This window comes from Sphingomonas hominis (assembly GCF_013328205.1).
GTDB lineage: Bacteria > Pseudomonadota > Alphaproteobacteria > Sphingomonadales > Sphingomonadaceae > Sphingomonas > Sphingomonas hominis.
In genome coordinates, this window is record NZ_JABULH010000002.1 from 61578 (window position 1) to 83243 (window position 21666).

13 protein-coding genes are annotated in these 21666 nt (G+C 67.1%); 11 read left to right on the forward strand and 2 right to left on the reverse strand.

The annotated features are described in order from the left end of the window. Positions 1 to 6 precede the first annotated feature (6 nt). A complete protein-coding gene (locus HRV97_RS05375) occupies positions 7 to 684 on the forward strand; it encodes a FadR/GntR family transcriptional regulator (protein ID WP_174192834.1) in 678 nt (225 codons plus the stop codon). A 24-nt stretch (positions 685 to 708) separates the two neighbouring features. On the opposite strand, the gene HRV97_RS05380 is transcribed toward HRV97_RS05375, so the two are convergent. Beyond that, the gene (locus HRV97_RS05380; protein ID WP_174193757.1) at positions 709 to 1194 is read right to left on the reverse strand and encodes a gluconokinase; all 486 of its coding nucleotides are present in this window, start codon (positions 1192 to 1194) and stop codon (positions 709 to 711) included. Between the two features lie 222 nt (positions 1195 to 1416). Between HRV97_RS05380 and HRV97_RS05385 the strand changes: the two genes are divergently transcribed. From HRV97_RS05385 to HRV97_RS05430, 10 genes are all read left to right on the forward strand, one after another. Next, the gene (locus HRV97_RS05385; RefSeq protein WP_174192837.1) at positions 1417 to 4455 is read left to right on the forward strand and encodes a glycosyl hydrolase family 28-related protein; all 3039 of its coding nucleotides are present in this window, start codon (positions 1417 to 1419) and stop codon (positions 4453 to 4455) included. A 35-nt stretch (positions 4456 to 4490) separates the two neighbouring features. Beyond that, positions 4491 to 7508 (forward strand): TonB-dependent receptor plug domain-containing protein, encoded by a 3018-nt coding sequence (locus HRV97_RS05390; protein WP_174192839.1) that lies wholly within the window; start codon positions 4491 to 4493, stop codon positions 7506 to 7508. A gap of 102 nt (positions 7509 to 7610) precedes the next feature. Beyond that, on the forward strand, positions 7611 to 10667 hold the full coding sequence (locus tag HRV97_RS05395) for a glycosyl hydrolase family 28-related protein (protein ID WP_174192841.1): 3057 nt from the start codon (positions 7611 to 7613) through the stop codon (positions 10665 to 10667). Positions 10668 to 11020: 353 nt separating this feature from the next. After that, complete coding sequence (locus tag HRV97_RS05400; RefSeq protein ID WP_174192843.1) at positions 11021 to 11275, forward strand: hypothetical protein; 255 nt, start codon at positions 11021 to 11023, stop codon at positions 11273 to 11275. A 204-nt stretch (positions 11276 to 11479) separates the two neighbouring features. After that, positions 11480 to 13942: a glycoside hydrolase family 3 protein gene (locus HRV97_RS05405; protein WP_425505733.1), complete on the forward strand. Its 2463-nt coding sequence runs from the start codon at positions 11480 to 11482 to the stop codon at positions 13940 to 13942. Positions 13943 to 14632: 690 nt separating this feature from the next. Next, a complete protein-coding gene (gene coxB / locus HRV97_RS05410; protein WP_246248573.1) occupies positions 14633 to 15508 on the forward strand; it encodes a cytochrome c oxidase subunit II in 876 nt (291 codons plus the stop codon). A 22-nt stretch (positions 15509 to 15530) separates the two neighbouring features. Continuing rightward, on the forward strand, positions 15531 to 18053 hold the full coding sequence (ctaD, locus tag HRV97_RS05415) for a cytochrome c oxidase subunit I (RefSeq protein WP_174192848.1): 2523 nt from the start codon (positions 15531 to 15533) through the stop codon (positions 18051 to 18053). After that, positions 18050 to 18442: a hypothetical protein gene (locus HRV97_RS05420; RefSeq protein ID WP_174192849.1), complete on the forward strand. Its 393-nt coding sequence runs from the start codon at positions 18050 to 18052 to the stop codon at positions 18440 to 18442. Before ctaD ends, HRV97_RS05420 begins: the two co-directional genes overlap by 4 nt. Next, on the forward strand, positions 18439 to 19026 hold the full coding sequence (locus tag HRV97_RS05425; protein ID WP_174192850.1) for a cytochrome c oxidase assembly protein: 588 nt from the start codon (positions 18439 to 18441) through the stop codon (positions 19024 to 19026). Before HRV97_RS05420 ends, HRV97_RS05425 begins: the two co-directional genes overlap by 4 nt. After that, positions 19023 to 20096 (forward strand): c-type cytochrome, encoded by a 1074-nt coding sequence (locus tag HRV97_RS05430; protein WP_174192851.1) that lies wholly within the window; start codon positions 19023 to 19025, stop codon positions 20094 to 20096. The genes HRV97_RS05425 and HRV97_RS05430 overlap by 4 nt, the downstream gene beginning before the upstream one ends. A 40-nt stretch (positions 20097 to 20136) precedes the next feature. Here HRV97_RS05430 and HRV97_RS05435 read toward each other — a convergent pair whose 3' ends face one another. Next, a complete protein-coding gene (locus HRV97_RS05435; RefSeq protein ID WP_174192852.1) occupies positions 20137 to 21666 on the reverse strand; it encodes an MFS transporter in 1530 nt (509 codons plus the stop codon).

Sequence of the window (21666 nt, forward strand, 5' to 3'; positions counted from 1 at the left end):
GCCGGGATGAGCGGGGAGCGGCTGACGGACCGAGCCTATTCGGGTATCGTCGAGATCATCAACGGCGACGATCTGTGCGTCGGCGATCGGCTGCCATCCGAGTCTCGGCTGGCGGAGATGTTCGGCATGTCGCGCACCATCGTGCGCGAGGCGCTGGCACGGCTAGCGTCGGACGGGATTACCGAGCCGCGGCGCGGTGCTGGGTCGTTCGTCAAGAGCCGGCCGTCCGACCGCATGCTCGCCTACGTGCCGATGGCCGAACTGCCGACCACGCTCGGCACCTACGAAGTGCGGTTTGTGCTGGAAGCGGAAACCGCGCGGCTGGCGGCGGTGCGCCGCTCGCCCGAGGAACTGGTCGCGATCGAGGAAGCGCTGGCCGCGCTGCGCGACGCGCTGTTGTCGAGCGCCCCGGCACACGACGAGGATATGGAACTTCACCGCCGCATCGTGTTGGCGACCGCCAATCCGGCGTTCCTGTCGGCGTTCGACGCCTTGTTCGCCGACATCGACAAGATCATGCGTGCGGGCGTCGATATCTCACGCTCGCGACCGCCCGAGGTAATCGGCGCGATGATGCGCGAGCACGACATGGTCGTGGACGCGATCCGCGCGCAGGATGCGGACGGCGCGGCGCTGGCGATGCGCTGGCATCTGTCGGAAGGGCGCAAGCGGTTGATGCCGTAGCGCGTTGTCCTTGATCGCGCGCAGTCAGGCGCGTTGTAACCACGTCACCGCCGCTTCGCACAAGTCATGCGGCGTGGCGCTGGAGGAGAGCGCCAGGATCGGTTCGTCACTACTCGGGCGTTCCAGCGTGTCGAGCTGACTGTCGAGCAGGCTGGGCGGCATGTAATGCCCCGGCCGGTCGGACAAGCGGCGCAGCAATTCGTCACGGTCGTTGTCGAGCAGAACGAAGCGCGTGCCGTTCCCGGCTGCGGCGATCAACCGTTCGCGGTAGCTGCGGCGCAGCGCCGAACAGGTCGCCACCGCGCAGCCGTTTTCCGCGGCCGTTTGTTCCAGCGCGCGTCCCAGGCGGTCGAGCCAAGGCCAGCGATCGTCGTCCACCAATGCATGACCCGCACGCATCTTCGCCACGGCCGCTTCGTCGTGAAAGTCGTCGCCCTCCAGGAACGGACAGTGCAGTGCGCGCGCGAGCAGCGCGCCCAGCGTCGATTTGCCGGAGCCGCTGACCCCCATGACGACGATCGCCAGCGGCACGCCGGCATTCGCAACAGGTCGCTTCACGCGAGAAACTCCATGCCTGCGCCGACGCGAAAGACGGCGGCTTGGTTCCCGGCATCGCTACGCCCGACCGCGGAGGCGCGAAACTACGACCATCGTCGTGGATGTTCCAACGGGAGGCGGGGCTTAGTGACGGTAAACAGGCACGGACAGCAGGCCATGCACATGGGAGAGACAATGCGCTTCGGTCTTCTACTGGCGTCGTTGCTGGCGGTCACAACATCGCCGATCGCGCTCGCCGCGCCGACGGCTGCCGGTATGTCGGCGCTGCCGACCCGCCCCGACGACCCCGCCGCGAAGATCGTGAAGGGCAAGGGTGACGGACGCGCCGACGACACCGCCGCGATCCAGCAGGCGCTCGACACCGCGCGCGACAAGACCGGCCACGGCCTCGTGTTCCTGCCCTCGGGCCGTTACCGCATTACCCGCACGCTGATCGTGCCGATTGGGGTGCGCGTGTTCGGCACCGGTCCGACGCGCCCGGTGATCGTGCTCGCCCCCAACACGCCTGGGTTCCAGCAGGGCGTGTCGACCATGATCGTCTTCTCGGGCGGGGACCAATATAACGTCGGCGACGTGCCGGTGCCGGTGCCCGGCGTGGTGCCGGCGGGCAAGGTGGTGCGCGACGCCAACTCCGCCACCTTCTATTCCTCGATGAGCAACGTCGACGTCGAGATCGGCGACGGCAACCCGGCCGCCGCGGGCGTCCGCTTCCGCGTGGCGCAGCACGGCTTCCTCAGCCATATGGACTTTCGCCTGGGGTCGGCGTTCGCCGGCGTCTACCAGGCGGGCAACGTCATGGAGGACGTCCACTTCCACGGCGGCCGCTACGGCATCGTCACCGAGAAGACCTCGCCCGCGTGGCAGTTCACGCTGCTCGACTCGACCTTCGACGGGCAGCGCGACGCCGCGATCCGCGAGCATGAGGCGGGGCTGACGCTGGTCAACGTGTCGATCCGCGACACGCCGGTGGGCGTGCAGATCGACGAAGGGTACGGCGACAGCTTCTGGGCCAAGAACCTGCGGCTGGAGAACGTCTCGCGCGCCGGGCTGGTGATCGGCGCGGAGAAGAGCGTGTTCACGCAGATGGGGCTCGACAATGCGGTCGCGTCCAACGTGCCGACATTGGTGCGCTTCGCGGGTAGCGATCGGACGATCCCTGGCCGAGCGGGCGCGTACCGCGTCACCTCGTTCAGCCACGGGGTCAAGGTGAACGGCCTGGAGACGGTCGGCAAGACCGCCACGGACGTGCAGATCGCGCCGCTGCGCGCGCTGCCGGCGGCAGGCGGACCGGCAATCCGTGCGCTGCCCGCGATAGCGCAGTGGACCAACGTCAAGACGCTGGGCGTGCGCGGCGACGGGCGGACCGACGACACCGCCGCGATCCAGCGCGCGATCGACACGCAGCGCGTGCTGTATTTCCCGACCGGCTTCTACATCGTCACCGACACGCTGCGGCTGAAGCCCGACACGGTGCTGATCGGCATGCACCCGGCGATGACGCAGTTCGTCATTCCGGACGAGAACCCGCGCCATGCCGGCGTCGGCAGCGTGGTGCCGATCATCGAGACGCCGCTGGGCGGGCGCAACATCGTGCAAGGCCTTGGCCTGTTCACCGGTCGGATCAATCCGCGCGCGGCCAACATCGTGTGGCGTTCGGGCGCGGACAGCTTGCTCAACGACGTCAAGATCATGGGCGGCGGCGGCACGCCGACCGTCGACGGCAAGGGGCTGGGCGAGCGGCGTGGCGGTGGCGGCGATCCGATCGCGGACAATCGCTGGGATGCGCAATATCCCAGCATCTGGGTCGACGGCGGCGGCGGCACCTTTGCCGATATCTGGAGCCCCAACACCTTCGCGCAGGCGGGCTTCTACGTCTCCAACACGCGCGTGCCCGGCCACGTCTACGAGATGTCGGTCGAGCATCACGTGCGCAACGAATTCGTGTTCGACAATGTCGAGAATTGGGAGCTGCTCGCGCCGCAGACCGAGCAGGAAGTGGGCGAGGGCATGGATGCCGTCTCGCTGGAGGTGCGCAACTCGCGCAACCTGCTGTTCGCCAATTACCATGCGTACCGCGTGACGCGAAACTTCCACCCCGCGCCGATGGCGGTGAAACTGTTCAACTCGTCCGACATTCGGTTCCGCAACGTTCACGTCAACGCCGAGAGCGGGTTCGCGACCTGCGACACGAACGGGTGCGGCACGTTCCTGCGCGCGAGCAAGTTCCCGTTCGAGAACACGATTCGCGACATGACCAACAAGCTCGACGTGCGCGAGCGCGAGTTCGCGCGGCTCGACGTGCCGGCCAAGCCGGTCGCGCCTGCCGTGTCGCGGCTCGGCGGTGAGGTAAAGAAGCTGGAAGACGGCTTCTTCTCGATCTCGGGCGGTGCAAGCGACGCATCGGGCGCGCTGTACTTCGTCGAGCGGCGGTTCCAGCGCATCTACCGCTACACGCCGAACAAGGGACTGGAGATCGTGCGCGACCATGCGCTCGACCCGGTCAATCTGGCGGTCGACGCGTCGGGCAAGCTGCTGGTGCTGTCGAGCTACGGTCCGGAAGGCACCGTGTATCAGGTCGATCCGCGCCGTCACGATCCTCAAGTGAGCGTGCTGGCGGCGACCGCGGCGACGCCGCAGGGCGGGGCGGGTGACGGAGCGCGCGTGCTGCTGCCGGTTAATTGGTGGAACAACGGCGAATTCCGCGACCAGTACGATCCCGCGCGCGACCATTTCACCACGCTGGGCGAGATGTTCGCACGCGACGTCGCGGCACCCAAGCCGCGCCAATACGCGTCCGCCGACGGCAGCCTGGTGCTGCCGGCCTTCCGCACCTTTCAGCAGGGCTCGCCCGATCACATCGGCTGGCGCTGGTCGGACGCGCTCAATGCGCACGGTTTCGTGTCGGGCAAGCCCGGCGAGCGCGTGTTCGTGACCAATTCGTCGGAGAACATGACCTACAGCGGGCTGGTCGGCGCGGGCGGGACGCTGACCGATCTGAAGCCGTTCGCGAACCGCGGCGGCGAGAGCGTCGTCAAGGGGCCGGACGGGCGCGTGTTCGTCGCTAACGGACAGGTGTTCGCTTACGCCGCCGATGGGCGCGAACTGGGCCGGATCGACGTGCCCGACCGCCCGCTCCAGCTGCTGTTCGGCGGCGCGGACGGCCGCACCTTGTACATCCTGACGCACCACGCGCTCTACGCCGCGCGCCCGTGACCGGCATGAAAAACATTATATTGGGGGAAGATAAGATGAAGAGCATGTTCGCCGAACCGTTAATGGCCCGTCGCCGCACCGCGGTGCTGCGCGCCAGCCTGGCGCCGATCCTTGCCTGTGCGCTGGCACTGCCGGCGGCGGCGCAGGAGGCGGTCGGGCCGCCCGCCGATCAGGCTACGCAGGCACCCGCCGCGCCCGGTACCTCGATCGACACCAACGCCGAACAGGCACCGGGCGCATCGTCGGACATCGTGGTCACGGGTTCGCGCATCCAGTCGAGCGGCTTCACCGCGCCGACCCCCACGACCGTGATCGGCGCCGAGCAGATCCAGGCGAATGCGCAGCCCAACATCTTCAACACGATCGCGCAGCTGCCGTCGCTGCAAGGCTCAACCGGTGTCACGACCGGCACGAACAGCACGTCGAGCGGCACGCAGGGGCTCAGCTCCTTCTCGCTGCGCGGCCTGGGTACGATCCGCACGCTGACGCTGCTCGACGGGCAGCGCGTGGTCGGCGCGAACGTGACGGGCGTGCCCGACATCAGCCAGTTCCCGCAGCTGCTGATCGACCGCGTCGACGTGGTGACGGGCGGCGCCTCTGCCTCCTACGGGTCGGACGCGGTCGGCGGCGTCGTCAACTTCATCACCAACAAGCGGTTCACCGGGCTGAAGGGCAATGTCCAGGGTGGCATCAGCACCTACGGCGACGATGAATCGGTGCTGGTGCAATTGGCGGCGGGCAAGTCGTTCGCCAACGACCGCCTGCACCTGATCGTCAGCGGCGAATACGCGCACGAGGAGGGCATCGGGCCGGGTGGCTTTGGTGAGGATGCGCCGGCGGGTCGCGACTGGTACACCACCGCCACCATCGTCAACCGCGGCATCACGAACGACGGCCGTCCGCAGTTCAACTACCGCGAGCACGCGCAGGCGTATCAGTACACGCTGTACGGCCTCATCAACAACGGACCGTTGCAGGGCACCGCGTTCAACCGCGACGGACAGCCGTTCGCGTTCCAATACGGCTCCAACGGCGTGCCGACGCGCAACAACACGGGCAATGTCGCGGGCTGCTACGTCGGTTTCTGTATCGGTGGCGACCTGTCGGGCAACGTCGGGATCGGTACCACGCTGAAATCCGGGCTCGACCGCTACAACGGTTACGGCCGGGTCGGCTTCGACATCGACGCCGACAACGAGATCTACGCGACCGTCAACATCTCGCAGGTCGACAGCAACAACCAGCCCAATCCCGGCGCGGCGCAGTCGAGCCTGACGATGCGCTGCGACAATCCGTTTTTGCCCGCATCGGTATCGGCGCTCTGCCCGGCGTCGGGCACGTTCGGCTACGGCGTCAGCAACGCGATCCTGCCGAACATCAAGGTGGAGCCGTCGCGCAAGCAATATCGCTTCGTCGCGGGCGCCAACGGCAAGGTCGAGGCGCTGGGGCAGGATTGGCGCTACGACGCTTATTACGAGCACGGCGAGAACATCACCGACATCACCGTCAGCAACATGCTGATCCCGCGCCGCTACCTGCGCGCGATCGATGCCACGCGCGACGCGAGCGGTGCGATCGTCTGCCGCGATCCCGTGGCGCGCGCCGGCGGGTGCCGACCGATCAACATCTTCGGCGGCACGCCACTGTCACCCGAAGCGCTGGCCTATCTGCAACCCGCCAACGGCCCGTTCCAGCACACGCGCCAGACGCAGGACGTGGCGAGCGCCAACATTTCGGGCAACGCTTTCTCGACGTGGGCTGGACCGATCTCGGTGGCGCTGGGTGCGGAATGGCGGCATGAGTTCTACCGTGTGACCGCCGATCCGTACGGCAATGGCATCCTGACCGGGGCGACCGCGTACAACGCCGATTATCCGGCCGACCCGATCTTCGACAATGGCGGCGGCAATTGGTACGCGGGCAATTACCGCGCGGGCCGCGGCGCTTACTCGGTGCTGGAAAGCTATCTCGAACTGAACGTGCCGGTGTTGAACGACCCTGACGGCGCGGGCACCGCGAACGTCAATCTTGCCGGGCGCGCCACCAATTACAGCACGTCAGGCACCGTTTACACGTGGAAGGTCGGCGGCACCTGGGATACGCCGCTCGACGGCTTCCGCCTGCGCGCAGTCACGTCGCGTGACGTGCGTGCACCCAATTTGTCCGAACTGTTCGCCGCGCCGATCTCGGTCAACGTGCCGAATTTCACCAACCCGTTCAACAACAGCGCGGTGGCAATCTCGCAGAACACCATCGGCAACGCCAATCTGGTGCCCGAGACCGCACGCAACACCGAACTGGGCGCAGTGCTGTCGCGTCCCGAGTGGCTGCCCGGGCTCAGCCTGTCGTTCGATTACTACCATATCAAGATCAAGGACGTGATCTCCGCGCTCGGCGCGCAGCAGCTGGTGAATTACTGCCAGCAGGGTGTGACGCAATTGTGCGGCGCGTTCTTCCTCGATGGACCCGGCGGCACGGGCAATTTCGTCAACGTGCAGCCGTTCAACCTGGCGTCGATCAAGACCGAAGGCTTCGACATCGAGGCGAGCTACCAGATGAAGCAGCCGCTCGGCTTGCCGGGCTCATTCACGGTGCGCGGACTCGCCACTCACGTCATCAACTTCGTCACAGACCTGGGCCTGCCCAACACGGTGCCGATCGACTCCGCGGGCGTGAACACGGGCGCTACGCCGTCGTGGAAGTGGCTGGCGACGCAGACCTACGCGCAGGACGAGTTCTCCTTGTTCCTGCAACAGCGCTGGTTCTCCGACGGCGTGTTCGGCAGCCAGTACGTGGTGTGCGACACCAATTGCCCCGTATCGACCGCGAACGCGCCGACGATCGACTTCAACAAGATGGACGGCGCCTTTTACTTCGACATCGGCGGCACGTACAATTTCTCGACCGGGCTGAGCGCCTATTTCAAGGTCGACAATCTGTTCAACCGCGATCCGACGCCGTCGCCGCAGACCAACACCGGCGTCGACATCAATCCGCAGCTCTATGACATCATCGGCCGCGTCTTCCGCGCCGGCGTGCGGTTCAAGTTCTGACACGGCATCATCGTCGATAGCGGCCCGCCGCCGTCCCCTTCGTTCCCCCCGACTGCCCCGGCCTTTGCGCCGGGGCTTTTTTCTCCACGCGAGGTTTCCAGCATGGTTCGCCTTCACGCAGCGGCAATCATCCTCTCCGCGACCATCGGCGGCGCGCTACCCGCTACGGCTGAGCGATCAGCCTTCGTCACCGCGCCGGTGGACGCGCGTGCGACGGTGGTGCGCGGCATCGGCGACGGGCGCGCCGACGACAGCGCCGCGATCCAGCGCGCGATCGACGCTGCGGCCGATCAGGGCGGCGGCGGCATCGTGTTCCTGCCCTCGGGCGATTATCGCATCACGCGCACCATCTACCTGTGGCCGGGCGTGCGCCTGTTCGGCGTGGGCGCGACGCGGCCGCGGATCGTGCTGGGCGACCACACGCCGGGGTTCAGCCGCGGGGTCGCCAACATGATCATGTTCGCGGGCGCACGACGTGCGGGAGCAGACGGGCGCCGCGTGCCATTCCCGCCGCCCGGCAGCGTGCCGTTCGACCCCGCCATCGCTGACGCGAACCCCGGCACCTTCTATTCCGCGATCAGCAACGTCGACATCCGCGTCGGGCGCGGCAACCCGGCGACCGCGGCGATCCGCTTTCACGCGGCGCAGCACGCTTACGTCAGCCACATGCGCTTCGATCTCGGATCGGCGCTGGCCGGTCTCTACCAGGTCGGCAACATCGGGCAGGACCTGCATTTCAGCGGCGGGCGCTACGGCATTCTAACCGAGAAGCCGTCACCGGCCTGGCCGTTCGCGCTGATCGACGCGACGTTCGAGGGGCAGCGCGATGCCGCGATCCGCGAGCATGAGGCGGGGCTGACGATGGTCAACGTCGCGATCCGCGACACGCCGGTCGGCATCGACATCGACGAAGGCTATGGCGACTGGCTGTGGGGCAAGGACGTGCGGTTCGAGAATGTCTCGCGCGCCGCGATCGTCATCTCGAACGAGAACAATCCTTATACCCAGATCGGGTTCGACCATGCGCTGGCCGCGCGCACGCCTACCTTTGCGCGCTTTCGCGACAGCGGCCGGACGGTAGCGGGGAAGGGCGCGGCGTATCGCATGCGCGCGTTCGGCTACGGCCTGTCGGTTCCGGCGCTGGACGAGATGGGCAGGTTCGAGACGCGCGCGGACGCGGAGGCGCTGGGCGCGCTGCCAGCACGGCGGGCGGACGCGATCCGCGCGCTACCTGCGACGGGCGACTGGTTCAACGTGCGCGACGCGGGCGCGAAGGGTGATGATCGCAGCGACGACACCGCCGCGATCCAGCGCGCGATCAACGAACACCGCACCGTCTACTTCCCCGCCGGCCGCTACGTCGTGCGCGACACGCTGCGGCTGCGCCCCGACAGCGTGCTGGTGGCGCTGCACCCCAATCTGACGCAGATCATCTTGCCCGACGGCACCCCCGCCTTCCAGGGGGTAGGCGCGCCCAAGGCGCTGGTCCAGAGCGCCGATGGCGGGGACGCGATCGTGTCGGGCCTGGGGCTGTTCACCGGCGGGATCAACCCGCGCGCCACCGCCTTGCTGTGGACCGCGGGCGCGGAGTCGCTGGTCGACGACGTCAAGTTCCAGGGCGGGCACGGGACCGACCTGGCCGGGGGCAAAAGGTTCGTGCCCTATAATGCCAATGCGAGCGGCGATGCCGATCCGGCCAAGCGCTGGGACGCGCAATATCCCAGCCTGTGGGTGACGCGCGGCGGCGGCGGCACGTTCAACAACATCTGGACGCCCAACACCTACGCGCAGGCGGGCTTTTACGTGTCAGACACCGACACGCCGGGGCATGTGTATCAGCTGTCGGCCGAGCACCACGGCCGGGTCGAGATCGGGCTCAATCGGGTCGCCAACTGGGAGCTTCTCGCCCCGCAAACGGAGGAGGAGGGCGGCGAGAGCCGCGACGCGGTGGCGCTGGAGATCCGGGACTCACGCGACCTGCTGATCGCCAACCTGCACGCTTATCGCGTCACCCGCACGCAAAAGCCCAAGCCTGCCGCGGTGACGCTGTACAACAGCCGCAATATCCGCTTCCGCAACGTCCACGTAAATGCGGAGAGCGGGCTCGGCACGTGCGACGAGAACGGTTGCGCGACCTTTCTGCGTGCCAACAAATTCCCGTACGAGAATGCGATCGTCGACGTGGCACGCGGGCTGGAGGTGCGCGAGCGCGAGTTCGCGATGCTGGACGTGCCGTCGACGCCTAATACCGTCACACCCTCTGCCGCGACGCCTGCTGCCGCGCCGATCGCCAGCGACGCGCGCGTGGAGCGGATCGGCGACGGGTTCGACGCGATCGGCGGCGCGACCGCCGCGCCCGACGGTACGCTCTATTTCGTCGATCGGATCCAGCAACGCATCTATCGCTGGGACGAGCGACGCGGCTTGGGAATCGAGCGCGATGCGACGAGCGATGCCGTCAACCTAGCCGCCGATCGCTCGGGCAATCTGATGGTGTTGTCGTCGGCGGGCCGCGACGGCACGGTGTACAGCTTCCGCCCTGGCAGTTCCGACGGCGACGTGACGGTGATCGCGCCGACGCCGATGAAACGAGATGGCAATGTCGCGCTCGCGCTGCCAGGCAATTGGTGGAACAACGGCGAGTTCAAGGATCAATTGGATAGCGCCACGCTGCGCTTCACCACGCTGGCCGATCTGTTCGCGCGCGATGTCGCGACGCCGCCCGAACGTGGGTATATTTCACCCGATGGTAGTTTGACGCTGCCCGCTTACCGCGTGTTTCAGCAGGGACCGGCCGACCATCGCGGACGCCGTTTCTCGCACGCGCTCGACAGCTACGGCTTCGTGACCGCGCGGCCGGGCTCGCGCGTTTACGTCAGCAATGCCTCGGAAGCACGGACCTACATCGCGCTGGTCGGATCGTCGGGCGCGTTGACCGACCTCAAGCCCTTCGCCGCGCGGGGCGGAGAAAGCGTCGCGGTCGGCCCTGACGGGCGGGTGTTCGTCGCCAACGGGCAGATCTGGGTGTTCGCTTCCGACGGCACGCCCGCCGGCAGGATCGACGTGCCCGAACGCCCGATCCAGATCGTCTTTGGTGGGCAGGACGGGCGGACCTTGTTCGTGCTCGGACACCGCACGCTGTACCGCGTCCGTCCTTGAGCAGTCAGGCGCGAACGATCGCGCTCGGCAGTAACCGCCGTCGGCTCAGTTTGCACCGGGCCGGCAGGCGCATTGCTGACACGGTGCGGCGAGCGGCTCTACTTTCGCTCGATGCTCATCGCTGCGGCAAGTTGAACCAGTGCAACAGAACTGGTGACGCGCACATCGATAGATGTTTGAGCGCTCGCTCTTGGTCGCCTCGGTGTCGTCCATGAGGCTGACAACCTGTGGCACTGGCGTCGTCCGCGAAACGCTCGCCAGTTGGTCGGTGCTCGGCGCAGAAACGCTCGGAAGCAGGCAAGTGCTCGACTTAGGCGCTGGGGTGAAGCGCGGGCGAGCGCTATGTCGGTGCGATGGCGAGAAAGAAGCGCATACTGGTCGCGACCCTGCCCGATGGCTACGTCAAGACGATCGGTCCGACCGCACTGCCGTTCACGCATTACTGGCGGATCGTCGCCACGCTGGCCGACGGCCGAACCGAGGTGTTCTGGGGTCACACCAAGTCGCTGGCAGAAGCGCTGAGCAAGAAAGCCGCGATCCCCGATGCCGCCCGGCAACGCGGCTGGACCGATTTCGCCTTCGACGTGGTGGAACTGACCGAGACGTAAGCAAGCCCGGCAACCGTGCTGCACCCTCGCATCGCTGGTCAGGGGACATTGCGCGTGAAGAGCAGGGTTGTTCACGATCAATCTCGACATCCATGGTCCTCTCTGCGACCAAGATGCCGGCTTCATGGCAGCAGATAGCGCGAGCTACAGAAATCAAGCGATCAACAGCATGGTAGCGCTCACGCGCTCATGCGGGGAGATGTAATGGTAAAGGTTGGAACACTATTGGCCGCGACCCTGTTGGCCAGCGCTGCGACCTCGTCGGCGCAGACCGAGGGCACGACGGCGGCAGCCTCGGCGGTGGCGAACCCGGCCGCATGGCCCGCGCTCGCGATGAAGCGTCAGCGCGATCCCAAGGTCGAGGCGCGCGTCGACGCGATGCTCCGTCGCATGAGCGTGGAGGACAAGGTCGGTCAGCTAATCCAGGTCGATATCGCGTCGATCACGCCGAAGGATCTGGAGACGTACAAGCTCGGCTCGATCCTGAACGGCGGTAACTCGGCGCCCAACAACGACGAATTCGCGCCCGCGGCCGAGTGGTTGAAGCTGTTCGACGCCTTCTACGACGCATCGGTCAAGCGCAGCGACGGCCGGCCGGTCGTGCCCGTCATCTGGGGCACCGACGCGGTGCACGGCGCCAACAACATCGTCGGCGCGACGCTGTTTCCGCACAACATCGGTCTGGGCGCCGCGCGCGATCCTGAGCTCGTCCGCCGCATCGGCGCCGCGACCGCAGCCGAAACCGCGGCGACTGGCATCGACTGGAGCTTCGCGCCAACCGTCGCCGTCGTGCAGGACGACCGCTGGGGCCGCACCTACGAGAGCTATTCGGAGGAGCCGAGCGTCGTCGCCTCCTATGCCGGCGCGATGGTGGAGGGCATCCAGGGCCGCGTCGGTGGCGACTTCATGAAGCCGGGCCACGTCATCTCCTCGGTGAAGCATTTCCTCGGCGACGGCGGCACCGGCGGGCGCGACCAGGGCGACACGCGCGTGAGCGAGGCGACACTGCGCGACGTCCACGCCGCAGGCTACATGACCGCGCTGCCCGCCGGCGCGCTGACCGTGATGCCGAGCTTCTCGAGCTGGAACGGTGCAAAGCTGACCGGCAACAAGTCGCTGCTGACCGGTGTGCTCAAGGAGCGCTGGGGCTTCGACGGTTTCACGATCGGCGACTGGAACGCGCACGGCCAGGTGCCGGGCTGCACGAACGAGGATTGCGCGGCGGCGATCAACGCCGGGCTCGACATGTTCATGTATTCGGGCCCTAAGTGGAAGGAGCTTTACGCCAACACGCTGCGCGAGGCGAAGGCGGGCACGATTTCCCCGGTGCGGCTCGACGATGCGGTGCGCCGCATCCTGCGCGTCAAGGTGCTGGCGGGCACGTTCGAGGCCGGACGCCCGTCGTCGCGGCCGACCGCGGGCAAGTTCGACCTGCTCGGCGCCCCCGAGCACCGCGCGCTGGCTAGGGCGGCGGTGCGCGAATCGCTGGTGCTGCTCAAGAACAACGGCGTGCTACCGATCAAGGCGGGTGCCAACGTGCTGGTGGCAGGAGCGGGTGCCGACGACATCGGTCAACAGGCGGGCGGCTGGTCGCTCACCTGGCAGGGCACGGGCGTGACCAACGCCAACTTCCCCAATGGTCAGTCGATCTGGGGCGGGCTGTCGGAGGCCGTGCGCGCGAGCGGCGGCACGGCGACGCTTTCCGCCAATGGTCAGTTCACCGCCAAGCCCGATGTCGCGATCGTCGTGTTCGGCGAGACCCCCTATGCGGAGTTCTCCGGCGACCGCCCGACCTTGGAGTACAGCCCTGACGACAAGACGAACCTGGAGCTGCTGCGTGGGTTGAAGAAGGCGGGGGTGCCGACGGTATCGGTGTTCCTGTCGGGCCGGCCATTGTGGGTGAACCCGGAGCTGAACGCGTCCGACGCGTTCGTCGCCGCGTGGTTGCCGGGCACCGAGGGCGGCGGCGTCGCCGACGTGTTGGTGGCCGGTCGGGACGGCAAGCCGAAGGCGGATTTCCGCGGCACGCTGTCGTTTTCCTGGCCCAAGCGGCTCGATCAATACGTGCTCAACCGCCGCGACGCCGGGTACGACCCGCTGTTCCCGTTCGGTTACGGCCTGTCTTATGCCAAGCGCGGCCAGGTGCCGCAGCTCGACGAGACGCGGCCGGCAAATGCGGGCGGTGATCAGAATGCGCTGTTCGTGCGCGGTCGTCTGGCAAGCGGCGTGTTGCTCACGACCACCGGCGCGGTGACGCAATCGCGTGTCGACCGTTTGGCGCAGGAAGATAGCGTACGGCTCGTCTTCAGCGGGGCGGGCGAACTCACGCTGCAAAAGGCGCAGCCGATCGATCTGTCGCGCGAAGCGAACGGGCAGTTGAGTTTGATCCTCGACTACCGCGTCACCCAGGCGCCTACCGGCACGGTGACGCTCGGCATGGCAGGTGGGCGTTCCGCGACCGTGCCGATCACTGGGGCGCTGCGTGCGGCCGGTGGTGATTGGGCGCAACTGGCGGTGCCGCTGCGCTGCTTCGCCGACGGGAGCGTCGACATGACAAAGGTGACCCGCCCCGCGACGATCGCCGTCACCGGCAAGCTCGGGATCGACGTGTCCGGCATCCGCGTTGCCAGCGCACCGCCCGGACCGGTCAGCTGCGGCTCGCGCTGACCAAGGCTTGAACAGCCGTAGCAGACCCCGCCCGAACCGCGACGTTCGGGCGGGGTCGCCGTTGTTTCTGCTTCACCGGTGGGCATGCAGAGCGTTGGAGCGCTGTTATCGGGATCGTGCTTCGCAACACTGCGAGGTAGCGCATCAAGTTTGGAGTACGGGCAGGGCCGACTGGAACATGCGCGGCATCGTGGCACCGCGATGACATCCCGTACGATCGTGCTGCGGGCACTTAGTCGCTTTGCCGTCTGGCAGTGCGCGTAGCGGTAAGCTTCGTTCGCCGGCCAAGAGTCGCGGCGCTCGCGGTAAGCTGACTACTCCGTCTTCAAGGTGTCTTGCATCGGATCGCGCGGGAAGGGACGTATGCCGCGCAGGTCGGCAATCGCCGGAACCGCATCGGTGACGAGATCGCATCGGCTTGTTCGCTCTTCGCTCAACGCCACGAAATGGTCGGCTAACCCATTACCAGCACTCGAAGAACAAGGCCGCCGCCGGCCTGTCGTAGCATCGCTGATTCAGCCAATGACGTCGTACTATCCTCAATAGTACAAATCTCCCATCTACTATTCCCGCCGTGTAACATTGTATTTCCGCGCCGAACGACGCTTGCGCCGCGGTACGTTTGCGGGTCCGAACGTGTTCATGTCGCGTCAATCCGCCCTGTCCACCTTCGGCGTCGAAGCGGCGAACATGCGCGATCTGACAATGCTGATGACCGTGTGCGGCGTCTTGATCTTCGTCATCGTCGCGGCACTGTTCACGGTTGCGATCCGGTCCAAGGGCGGTGCAATCGACCATCGCGGCGGCATGCGGCTGGTGTTGTGGGCAGGTGCGGTCTTACCGACGATCGTCCTCGCCGCGCTGCTGATCGGCACGCTGCCCGCGATGCGCCCGATCCGTGCCAACCAGGACGCGCTGCTGGTCGACGTGGCGGGCGAGCAATTCTGGTGGCGTGTCGGCTACCGCGTGCCGGGCGGAGAGGCGATCAGTGCCGCGAACGAGGTGCGCATCCCCGTCGGGCGCACCGTCGATTTCCGGTTGAGCGCAAGCGACGTGATTCACAGCTTCTGGATTCCAGGGCTCGCGGGCAAGGTCGACATGATCCCGGGGCGCACCAATCGCCTGGTTGCGCGCGCGACCAAGGCCGGACGGTATCGCGGGCAATGTGCCGAATTCTGCGGGTTGAGCCACGCGCTGATGGCGTTCGACGTCATTGCGATGGACCCCGCCGCCTTCGACCGCTGGCTCGCCGATCAGCGTCGCGCCGCGCCCGCCCCGACCGATGCGGTCGCACGACGCGGCGCCGAGTTGTTCGCGGACGCCGGTTGTGGCGGGTGTCACGCGATCGCGGGCACCGCCGCGGCTGGCAGGATCGGGCCCGATTTCTCGCACATCGCCGCGCGTACGTCGCTCGGCGCCGGGATCATGCCGATGACGACCCCCAACCTCGTGCGCTTCATCCGCAACGCGCCCGCGGTGAAGCCGGGCGCGCGGATGCCGCGCTACACGCATCTCGCGCCCGCCGACACGCTGGCGATCGCGCGCTATCTGGAAACGCTGAAATGATCGACTGCGTGGAAATGCTGTCATGAGCCTTCACGCGCAGGACGACCCCGCACTCCGTGCCGCGCAAGAGGAGCGTTTGCGCGCGGTGTGGAAGCCACCCTCGGGCTGGTTCTTCCGCTGGACCGACGTCAACAACAACCGTGTCGGCGTCTGGTACACGCTGACCGCGTTCGGCTTCATGCTGTTCGCGGGCGTTCTCGCGCTGATCATGCGCGCGCAGCTTGCCGTGCCATCGAACAATCTCGTCACCGCATCGACCTTCAACCAGCTGTTCACGCTGCACGGGTCGATGATGATGTTCCTGTTCGCGGTGCCGATGTTCGAGGCGGTGTCGATCATCCTGCTGCCGCAATTGCTCGGCGCGCGCGACCTGCCGTTTCCGCGACTGTCGGCGTTCGGTTACTGGAGTTTCCTGATCGGCGGCGTGTTCGTCTCCGGCTCGATCTTCTTCAACGTCGCACCCGATGGCGGCTGGTTCATGTACCCGCCGTTCACCACGCGTACCGACCTGTCGGGACTGGGTGCCGACATCTGGATGCTGGGCTTAAGCTTCATCGAGGTGTCGTCGGTCGCCGCTGCGGTCGAGCTGATCGTCGGCGTGCTGAAATGCCGGCCGCCGGGCATGCGCTTGAACCTGATGCCGCTCTACGCCTGGTACATCCTTGTGGTCGCGGTGATGATCTTGTTCGCCTTCCCGCCGCTGATCGCGGGTGACGTGCTGTTCGAGATGGAGCGGCTGCTCGGCTGGCCGTTCTTCGATCCCGCGAAGGGCGGCGATCCGCTCCTGTGGCAGCACCTGTTCTGGATTTTCGGCCACCCCGAAGTCTATATCGTCTTCCTGCCGTCGATCGCCTTGTTCGCGATGATGATTCCGACCTTCTCGCAGCGCCATATCCTGGGCTATCCGTGGATCGTGCTCGCCGCAGTCGGCACCGCGTTTCTCAGCTTCGGCCTGTGGGTCCACCACATGTTCGCGACCGGGCTGCCGAAGATCAGCCTGGCGTTCTTCTCCGCCGCCTCCGAAGCGGTGGCGATCCCGACGGGGGTGCAGATCTTCGTCTTCATCGCGACATTGTGGGCCGGACGCGTCGTCTTCTCGACCCCGCTGCTCTACGCGCTTGGCGCGATCGCAATCTTCGTGATCGGTGGGCTGACCGGCGTGATGGTCGCGGTCGCGCCGTTCGACTGGCAGGCGCACGACACGTACTTCATTGTGGCGCATCTCCACTACGTACTGATCGGCGGCACGCTGCTGCCGTTGTTCGGCGGGCTCTATTATTATTGGCCGCTGATCACGGGAAAGAAGCTGTCCGACCGGCTGGGGCGTACCGCCTTCTGGATCCTGTTCGTCGGCGCGAACCTGACCTTCTTTCCGATGCACGTCACTGGCCTGCTCGGCATGCCGCGGCGCGTATTCACCTATCCGGCGGAGCTGGGCGTCGACGGCTTGAACCTGGCCTCGACGATCGGCAGCTACCTGTTTGCGAGCGGCGTTTTGGTGATCGTGATCGACCTGGCGCTCAGCCCCAGGCGCGCGAAGGCGCCGCGCAACCCGTGGAATGCGGGCACGCTGGAATGGCTGGCGCACCCCGACGACGAGGCTTGGGGAATTCGATCGGTGCCGTTGATCGAGAGCCGCTACCCAATCTGGGACCAGAAGGATTTCGTCGCCAAGGTCGACGAGGGCCGCTTCTTCCTGCCCGACGCGGAGGAAGGCCGGCGCGAGACGATCATCACCACCGCGATCGATGCGCGCCCGGTGCAGGTGATCCGGCTCGGCACGCCCAGCGTGATCCCGATGATCACCGCGGTAGCGCTCGGCAGCGTGTTCATCCTGACAACCTATCACCTCTACTGGCTGGCGCTCGCGGGCGGGATCGTGACGCTGGCGGCGGTGCTATGGTGGCTGTGGTCGACCGCGGAAATCCCGGAAAAGCCGCAAAAGTCGATTGGGCACGGCATCGTGCTGCCGCTCTATCGCTCCGGCCCCGCGGCGCCGGGCTGGTGGGCGATGTTCATCACCATGATGGCGGACGCGACCGCCTTCTCCGGCCTGGTGTTCGGTTATTATTTTTTCTGGACGGTGCATCCCGAATTCCCACCCTCTGGTCCCGGCATGGATGGACCGGGTGCGTTCTGGCCGATGCTAGCGATGGGGCTGACGCTTGCGTCATGGGCGATGACGGTTGCGGCGCGCGAACTGCACGCGCGCGAGCAGGTGACGGTTGCGCGCGGGCTGCTCGTGGTCGGGATCGGCGTGACGCTCGCCAGCCTGTTCGCGGGACTTGCCGGGCCGTGGTTGAGCGGGCTCGCGCCCAAGCTCCATTCATACCCCGCGATCGTGTGGACGCTCGCGATCTGGACCGCGACCCACGCCGGGGTCGGCGTGATCTGCCAATCGTACACGCTCGCCAGGAGCATCGCCGGCCGCATGACGCCCGAACATGACGCGGATATCCGCAACATCACCGTCTACTTCCACTTCCTCGTGCTGACCGCGATCGTCACTTACGCGACGATCGGGCTGTTCCCGCTCGCGTCATGAGCGAGGACGAGAACCAGGGCCTGGCGGGCCGGCTGCGCGAGCGGCGGGTCACCTTGTGGACGCTGATCGTGCCGCCGACCGTCTGGGCGGTGCACTTCATGTTCTGCTACCTGTGGGTCGCCGTGTCGTGCGCGAAGCTGGCGGCGTTTCCGCGGTTTCCGGTCGCGTTCGCGGCGGGCACGATCGTCGCGCTCGCGATCATCGTCGGCTCGGGCGCACTCGCGTTTATCCAGAGCCGTACGCCCGGCGACCCGCCGCCGCACGACGAGAGCACCGGCATCGACCGCACGCGCTTCTTGGCCACCGCGACGCTGTTGCTTGCGGGGCTTAGCTTCGTTGCGGTGCTGTTCACCGCCGCACCCGCGCTGATGCTGACCGATTGCCGGTGACGCGCGTTGCCGGCCTCCTCGTCGCAGGCGTCGCCGTGGCGCTGTCGCTCGTCCACTTCGGCATGACCGGGCACATGTTCGGTCACATGCTCGCGGTCGCCGTGGCAGCACCGCTGCTCGCGTGGCGCAGCGCCGGCAAGGCAAACACCGCCGCCGGTCACGGCATGCCGCTGCTGATCGCCGCGGTCGAGCTCGTCGTGGTCTGGACCTGGCATCTGCCGGCCGCGCGCGATGCGGCGGATATGTCGATGACGATGGCCCTGGTCGAGCAGGCGATGTTCCTGGGCGTCGGCTATGCGCTGTGGCGCGCAGCGCTTGCCCTGCCGGCGAGCGGCGTCGCCGCGCTGCTGCTCACCTCGATGCACATGACGTTGCTCGGCGTGCTGATCGGGCTCGCGCCGCGGCCGCTCTACGCCGCCATGGCGATGCACCCCGCACCTGGGCTCGACGCGCTCGCCGACCAGCAGCTCGGCGGCGTCGTCATGCTGGTGGTCGGCGGCGCTAGCTACTGCCTGGGTGGGCTGTGGATGCTCGCCGGGCTGCTGCGGCACACAGCGTCGCGAGAAAGAGAGGTACGCGCGTGACGATCCGATTGACGTGGAAGCGGGTGATCGTCTCGCTGCTCGGCATCTTTGCCTTTGGCATGGCGTTCGCCTGGTCGGGCATCTTCAACGTCGCGGCGTCGAGCGGGCATTGGGCGGTCACCAACTGGTTCCTCCACTGGGTAATGCGCAACTCGGTCAAGACCCACGCCGCGGTGTCGACGCCGGAGACGATCATCGACCGCAGCGGCATGGTGAGCGCGGCGGGGCATTTCGCGCAGTCCTGCGCCTCGTGCCACGGCGCGCCGGGCGTGCGGCCGCTGCCCGTCATGCAACGCGCGACGCCGCACGCGCCCGACCTGTCGGTCAACGCGCGCGAGTGGACCGACCGGCAGCTGTTCTGGATTCTGCGCCACGGCGTGAAGTTCTCCGGCATGCCGGCCTGGGGCACCGACGGGCGCGACGACGAGATCAAGCGCATGGTCGCGTTCGTCCGCGCGCTGCCGGTGATGACGCCGGCGCAGTATCGCGCGCTGGTGGCGACGCAGGTGCCACCGGCGACCTTGCCGGCCGCGAACGCCGTGGTGATTGCACGCTGCACCGGCTGTCACGGTGCGAACGGGCAGGGGCGGGGCCAGCCCGACATCCCGATCCTAGGAGGCCAGCGCGTCGCGGTGCTGGAGTCGGCACTGCGCAGCTACCGCGCGGGCGTGCGGCACAGCGCGGTCATGCAGCAGGCCGCCGCCACGCTCGACGACGCGCAAATCGCGATGCTCGCGCGGCATTTCGCCGCCATGCCCGGGCTCGCCGATCGGCTGGCGACTAGCACGACCGCCTCAATCGCACACGCCCGTGCGCGGCAGATCGTCGAGCGTGGCGTACCGCGGATAGAACTGCCCGCCTGTGCGAGCTGCCACGGTCCAGGCAAGCCGCAGCCGATCCTCACCGGCCAGCGCGCGAGCTACATTGCGGCGCGGCTGCGCCACTGGAAAGGTGACGGCAAGGAGATCGATGCGCGCCAATCGCAGGCGATCATGCCGGTGATCGCCCGGCGCATCCCGGAAGAGATGATCGACCCGTTGGCGCTGTATCTGGCAGGCGAGGGGCGCTGATCGCCGTCTCGGCGCAGCGCCGCCGCTCCGGCACCGAAGCTCAGCGCGTTGGCACCCGCGTCATCGCGGCGGCGGCGACCAGCATCGTCGCGGCGGCGAATGCCATGGTGTAGATCGGCTCGCCCGGAAAGAAATGCTTGGTGATCGACCCCATCACGGTCGCGACCAGCAATTGCGGCACCACCACGAACACGTTGAACAACCCCATGTAGATGCCGAGCTTGCGCTGCGGCAGCGCGGAGGCGAGGATCGCGTAGGGCATGGCGAGGATCGTCGACCAGGCGATGCCGATCCCCACCTCGCTCAGCAGCAGCCAGCGGTGATCGGGCACGACGAAGATGCTCGCGAACCCCGCCGCCCCGCACAGCAATCCGACGATATGCGTGCGTGCCTGCCCGATCCGCTTTGCCAGGAACGGGATCAGCACCAGCGCCGACACCGCCGCGACGCCGTTATAAGTCGCGAACAGCACGTCGACCCAGCTCGCACCCTCCTGATATGCCGCGCTGCCCGCATCGACTGCGCCGAAGAACCGGCCGGTCACCACCGGTGTCGTGTTGATCCACATGATGAACAGCGCCGACCAGCTGAAGAACTGCACCAGCGCCAGCCGCTTCATCAGCGGCGGCATGCCGGCGAAATCGCCGACGATATGCCCGAGCATGCCCGCGCCCTGACCACCGCGCGCGCGCCGGACCGCGATCAGGCTGGCCAGACCATAAGCGGCGAGCAGCCCGCCGAGCAGGTAGACCTCTTTCTCCAGCCCGGTCGCGGCGACCAGCGCGATGACCGCGGCGCCTGCACCGATCCAGGCGAGACAGGCCGCGTCGCTCCTGGCGGCGAGCACGCGCATGACGTGCGCCTCCTCGCCCGCCTCGGCTGCGCCATCGAAGCGCGCGAGCTCGTCAGGCGAATATTCGCGCGTCGAGACCACCGTCCAGATCACGCTGGCGAGCAACGCCGCGCCGCCGAACCAGAAGGCGTAGCGGACCGAGTCCGGGATCGCGCCCACGCCTGCGACGTTCGACACGCCCAATTGCTCGAGCGCCCAGGGGAAGATCGATCCCACCACCGCACCCGCGCCGATGAACGCGGTCTGCACCCCGTAGCCCGCGGCGTGCTGATCCTTGTCGAGCATGTCGCCCACAAAGGCGCGGAACGGCTCCATCGACACGTTGAGCGATGCGTCGAGCACCCATAGCATCACCGCGGCAACCAGCAGCACCGGGCTTTCCGGCATGATCAGCAGCGCCAGCGCGGCGAGGATTGCACCGGCGAGGAAATACGGCCGCCGCCGCCCCAGCCGACCAAGCCAGGTGCGGTCGCTCAGATGCCCGATCACTGGCTGGACCAGCAACCCGGTCAACGGTGCCGCCACCCAAAGCGCGGGAAGATCGTCGAGGCTGGTGCCGAGCGATTGGAAGATCCGGCTCATGTTCGCATTCTGCAACGCGAATCCGATCTGGATACCGAAGAAACCGAACGAGATGTTGAGCAGCCCCGCGAGGCTCTGCCGCTTGCGCTGCGTGAGCGCGCCCTCCGCTTCGATCGCTGCCGCTACGCTGGCCAT

Bases quoted from the DNA above. Each gene is read 5' to 3' on its own strand.
- HRV97_RS05405 (WP_425505733.1), top strand. From the start codon at position 11,480: ATGGTAAAGGTTGGAACACTATTGGCCGCGACCCTGTTGGCCAGCGCT.
- HRV97_RS05375 (WP_174192834.1), top strand. From the start codon at position 7: ATGAGCGGGGAGCGGCTGACGGACCGAGCCTATTCGGGTATCGTCGAG.
- HRV97_RS05420 (WP_174192849.1), top strand. From the start codon at position 18,050: ATGAGCGAGGACGAGAACCAGGGCCTGGCGGGCCGGCTGCGCGAGCGG.
- HRV97_RS05380 (WP_174193757.1), bottom strand. From the start codon at position 1,194: ATGGGGGTCAGCGGCTCCGGCAAATCGACGCTGGGCGCGCTGCTCGCG.
- HRV97_RS05435 (WP_174192852.1), bottom strand. From the start codon at position 21,666: ATGGCCAGCGTAGCGGCAGCGATCGAAGCGGAGGGCGCGCTCACGCAG.
- coxB (WP_246248573.1), top strand. From the start codon at position 14,633: ATGCGCGATCTGACAATGCTGATGACCGTGTGCGGCGTCTTGATCTTC.
- HRV97_RS05385 (WP_174192837.1), top strand. From the start codon at position 1,417: ATGCGCTTCGGTCTTCTACTGGCGTCGTTGCTGGCGGTCACAACATCG.
- HRV97_RS05390 (WP_174192839.1), top strand. From the start codon at position 4,491: ATGAAGAGCATGTTCGCCGAACCGTTAATGGCCCGTCGCCGCACCGCG.
- HRV97_RS05400 (WP_174192843.1), top strand. From the start codon at position 11,021: ATGGCGAGAAAGAAGCGCATACTGGTCGCGACCCTGCCCGATGGCTAC.
- ctaD (WP_174192848.1), top strand. From the start codon at position 15,531: ATGAGCCTTCACGCGCAGGACGACCCCGCACTCCGTGCCGCGCAAGAG.
- HRV97_RS05395 (WP_174192841.1), top strand. From the start codon at position 7,611: ATGGTTCGCCTTCACGCAGCGGCAATCATCCTCTCCGCGACCATCGGC.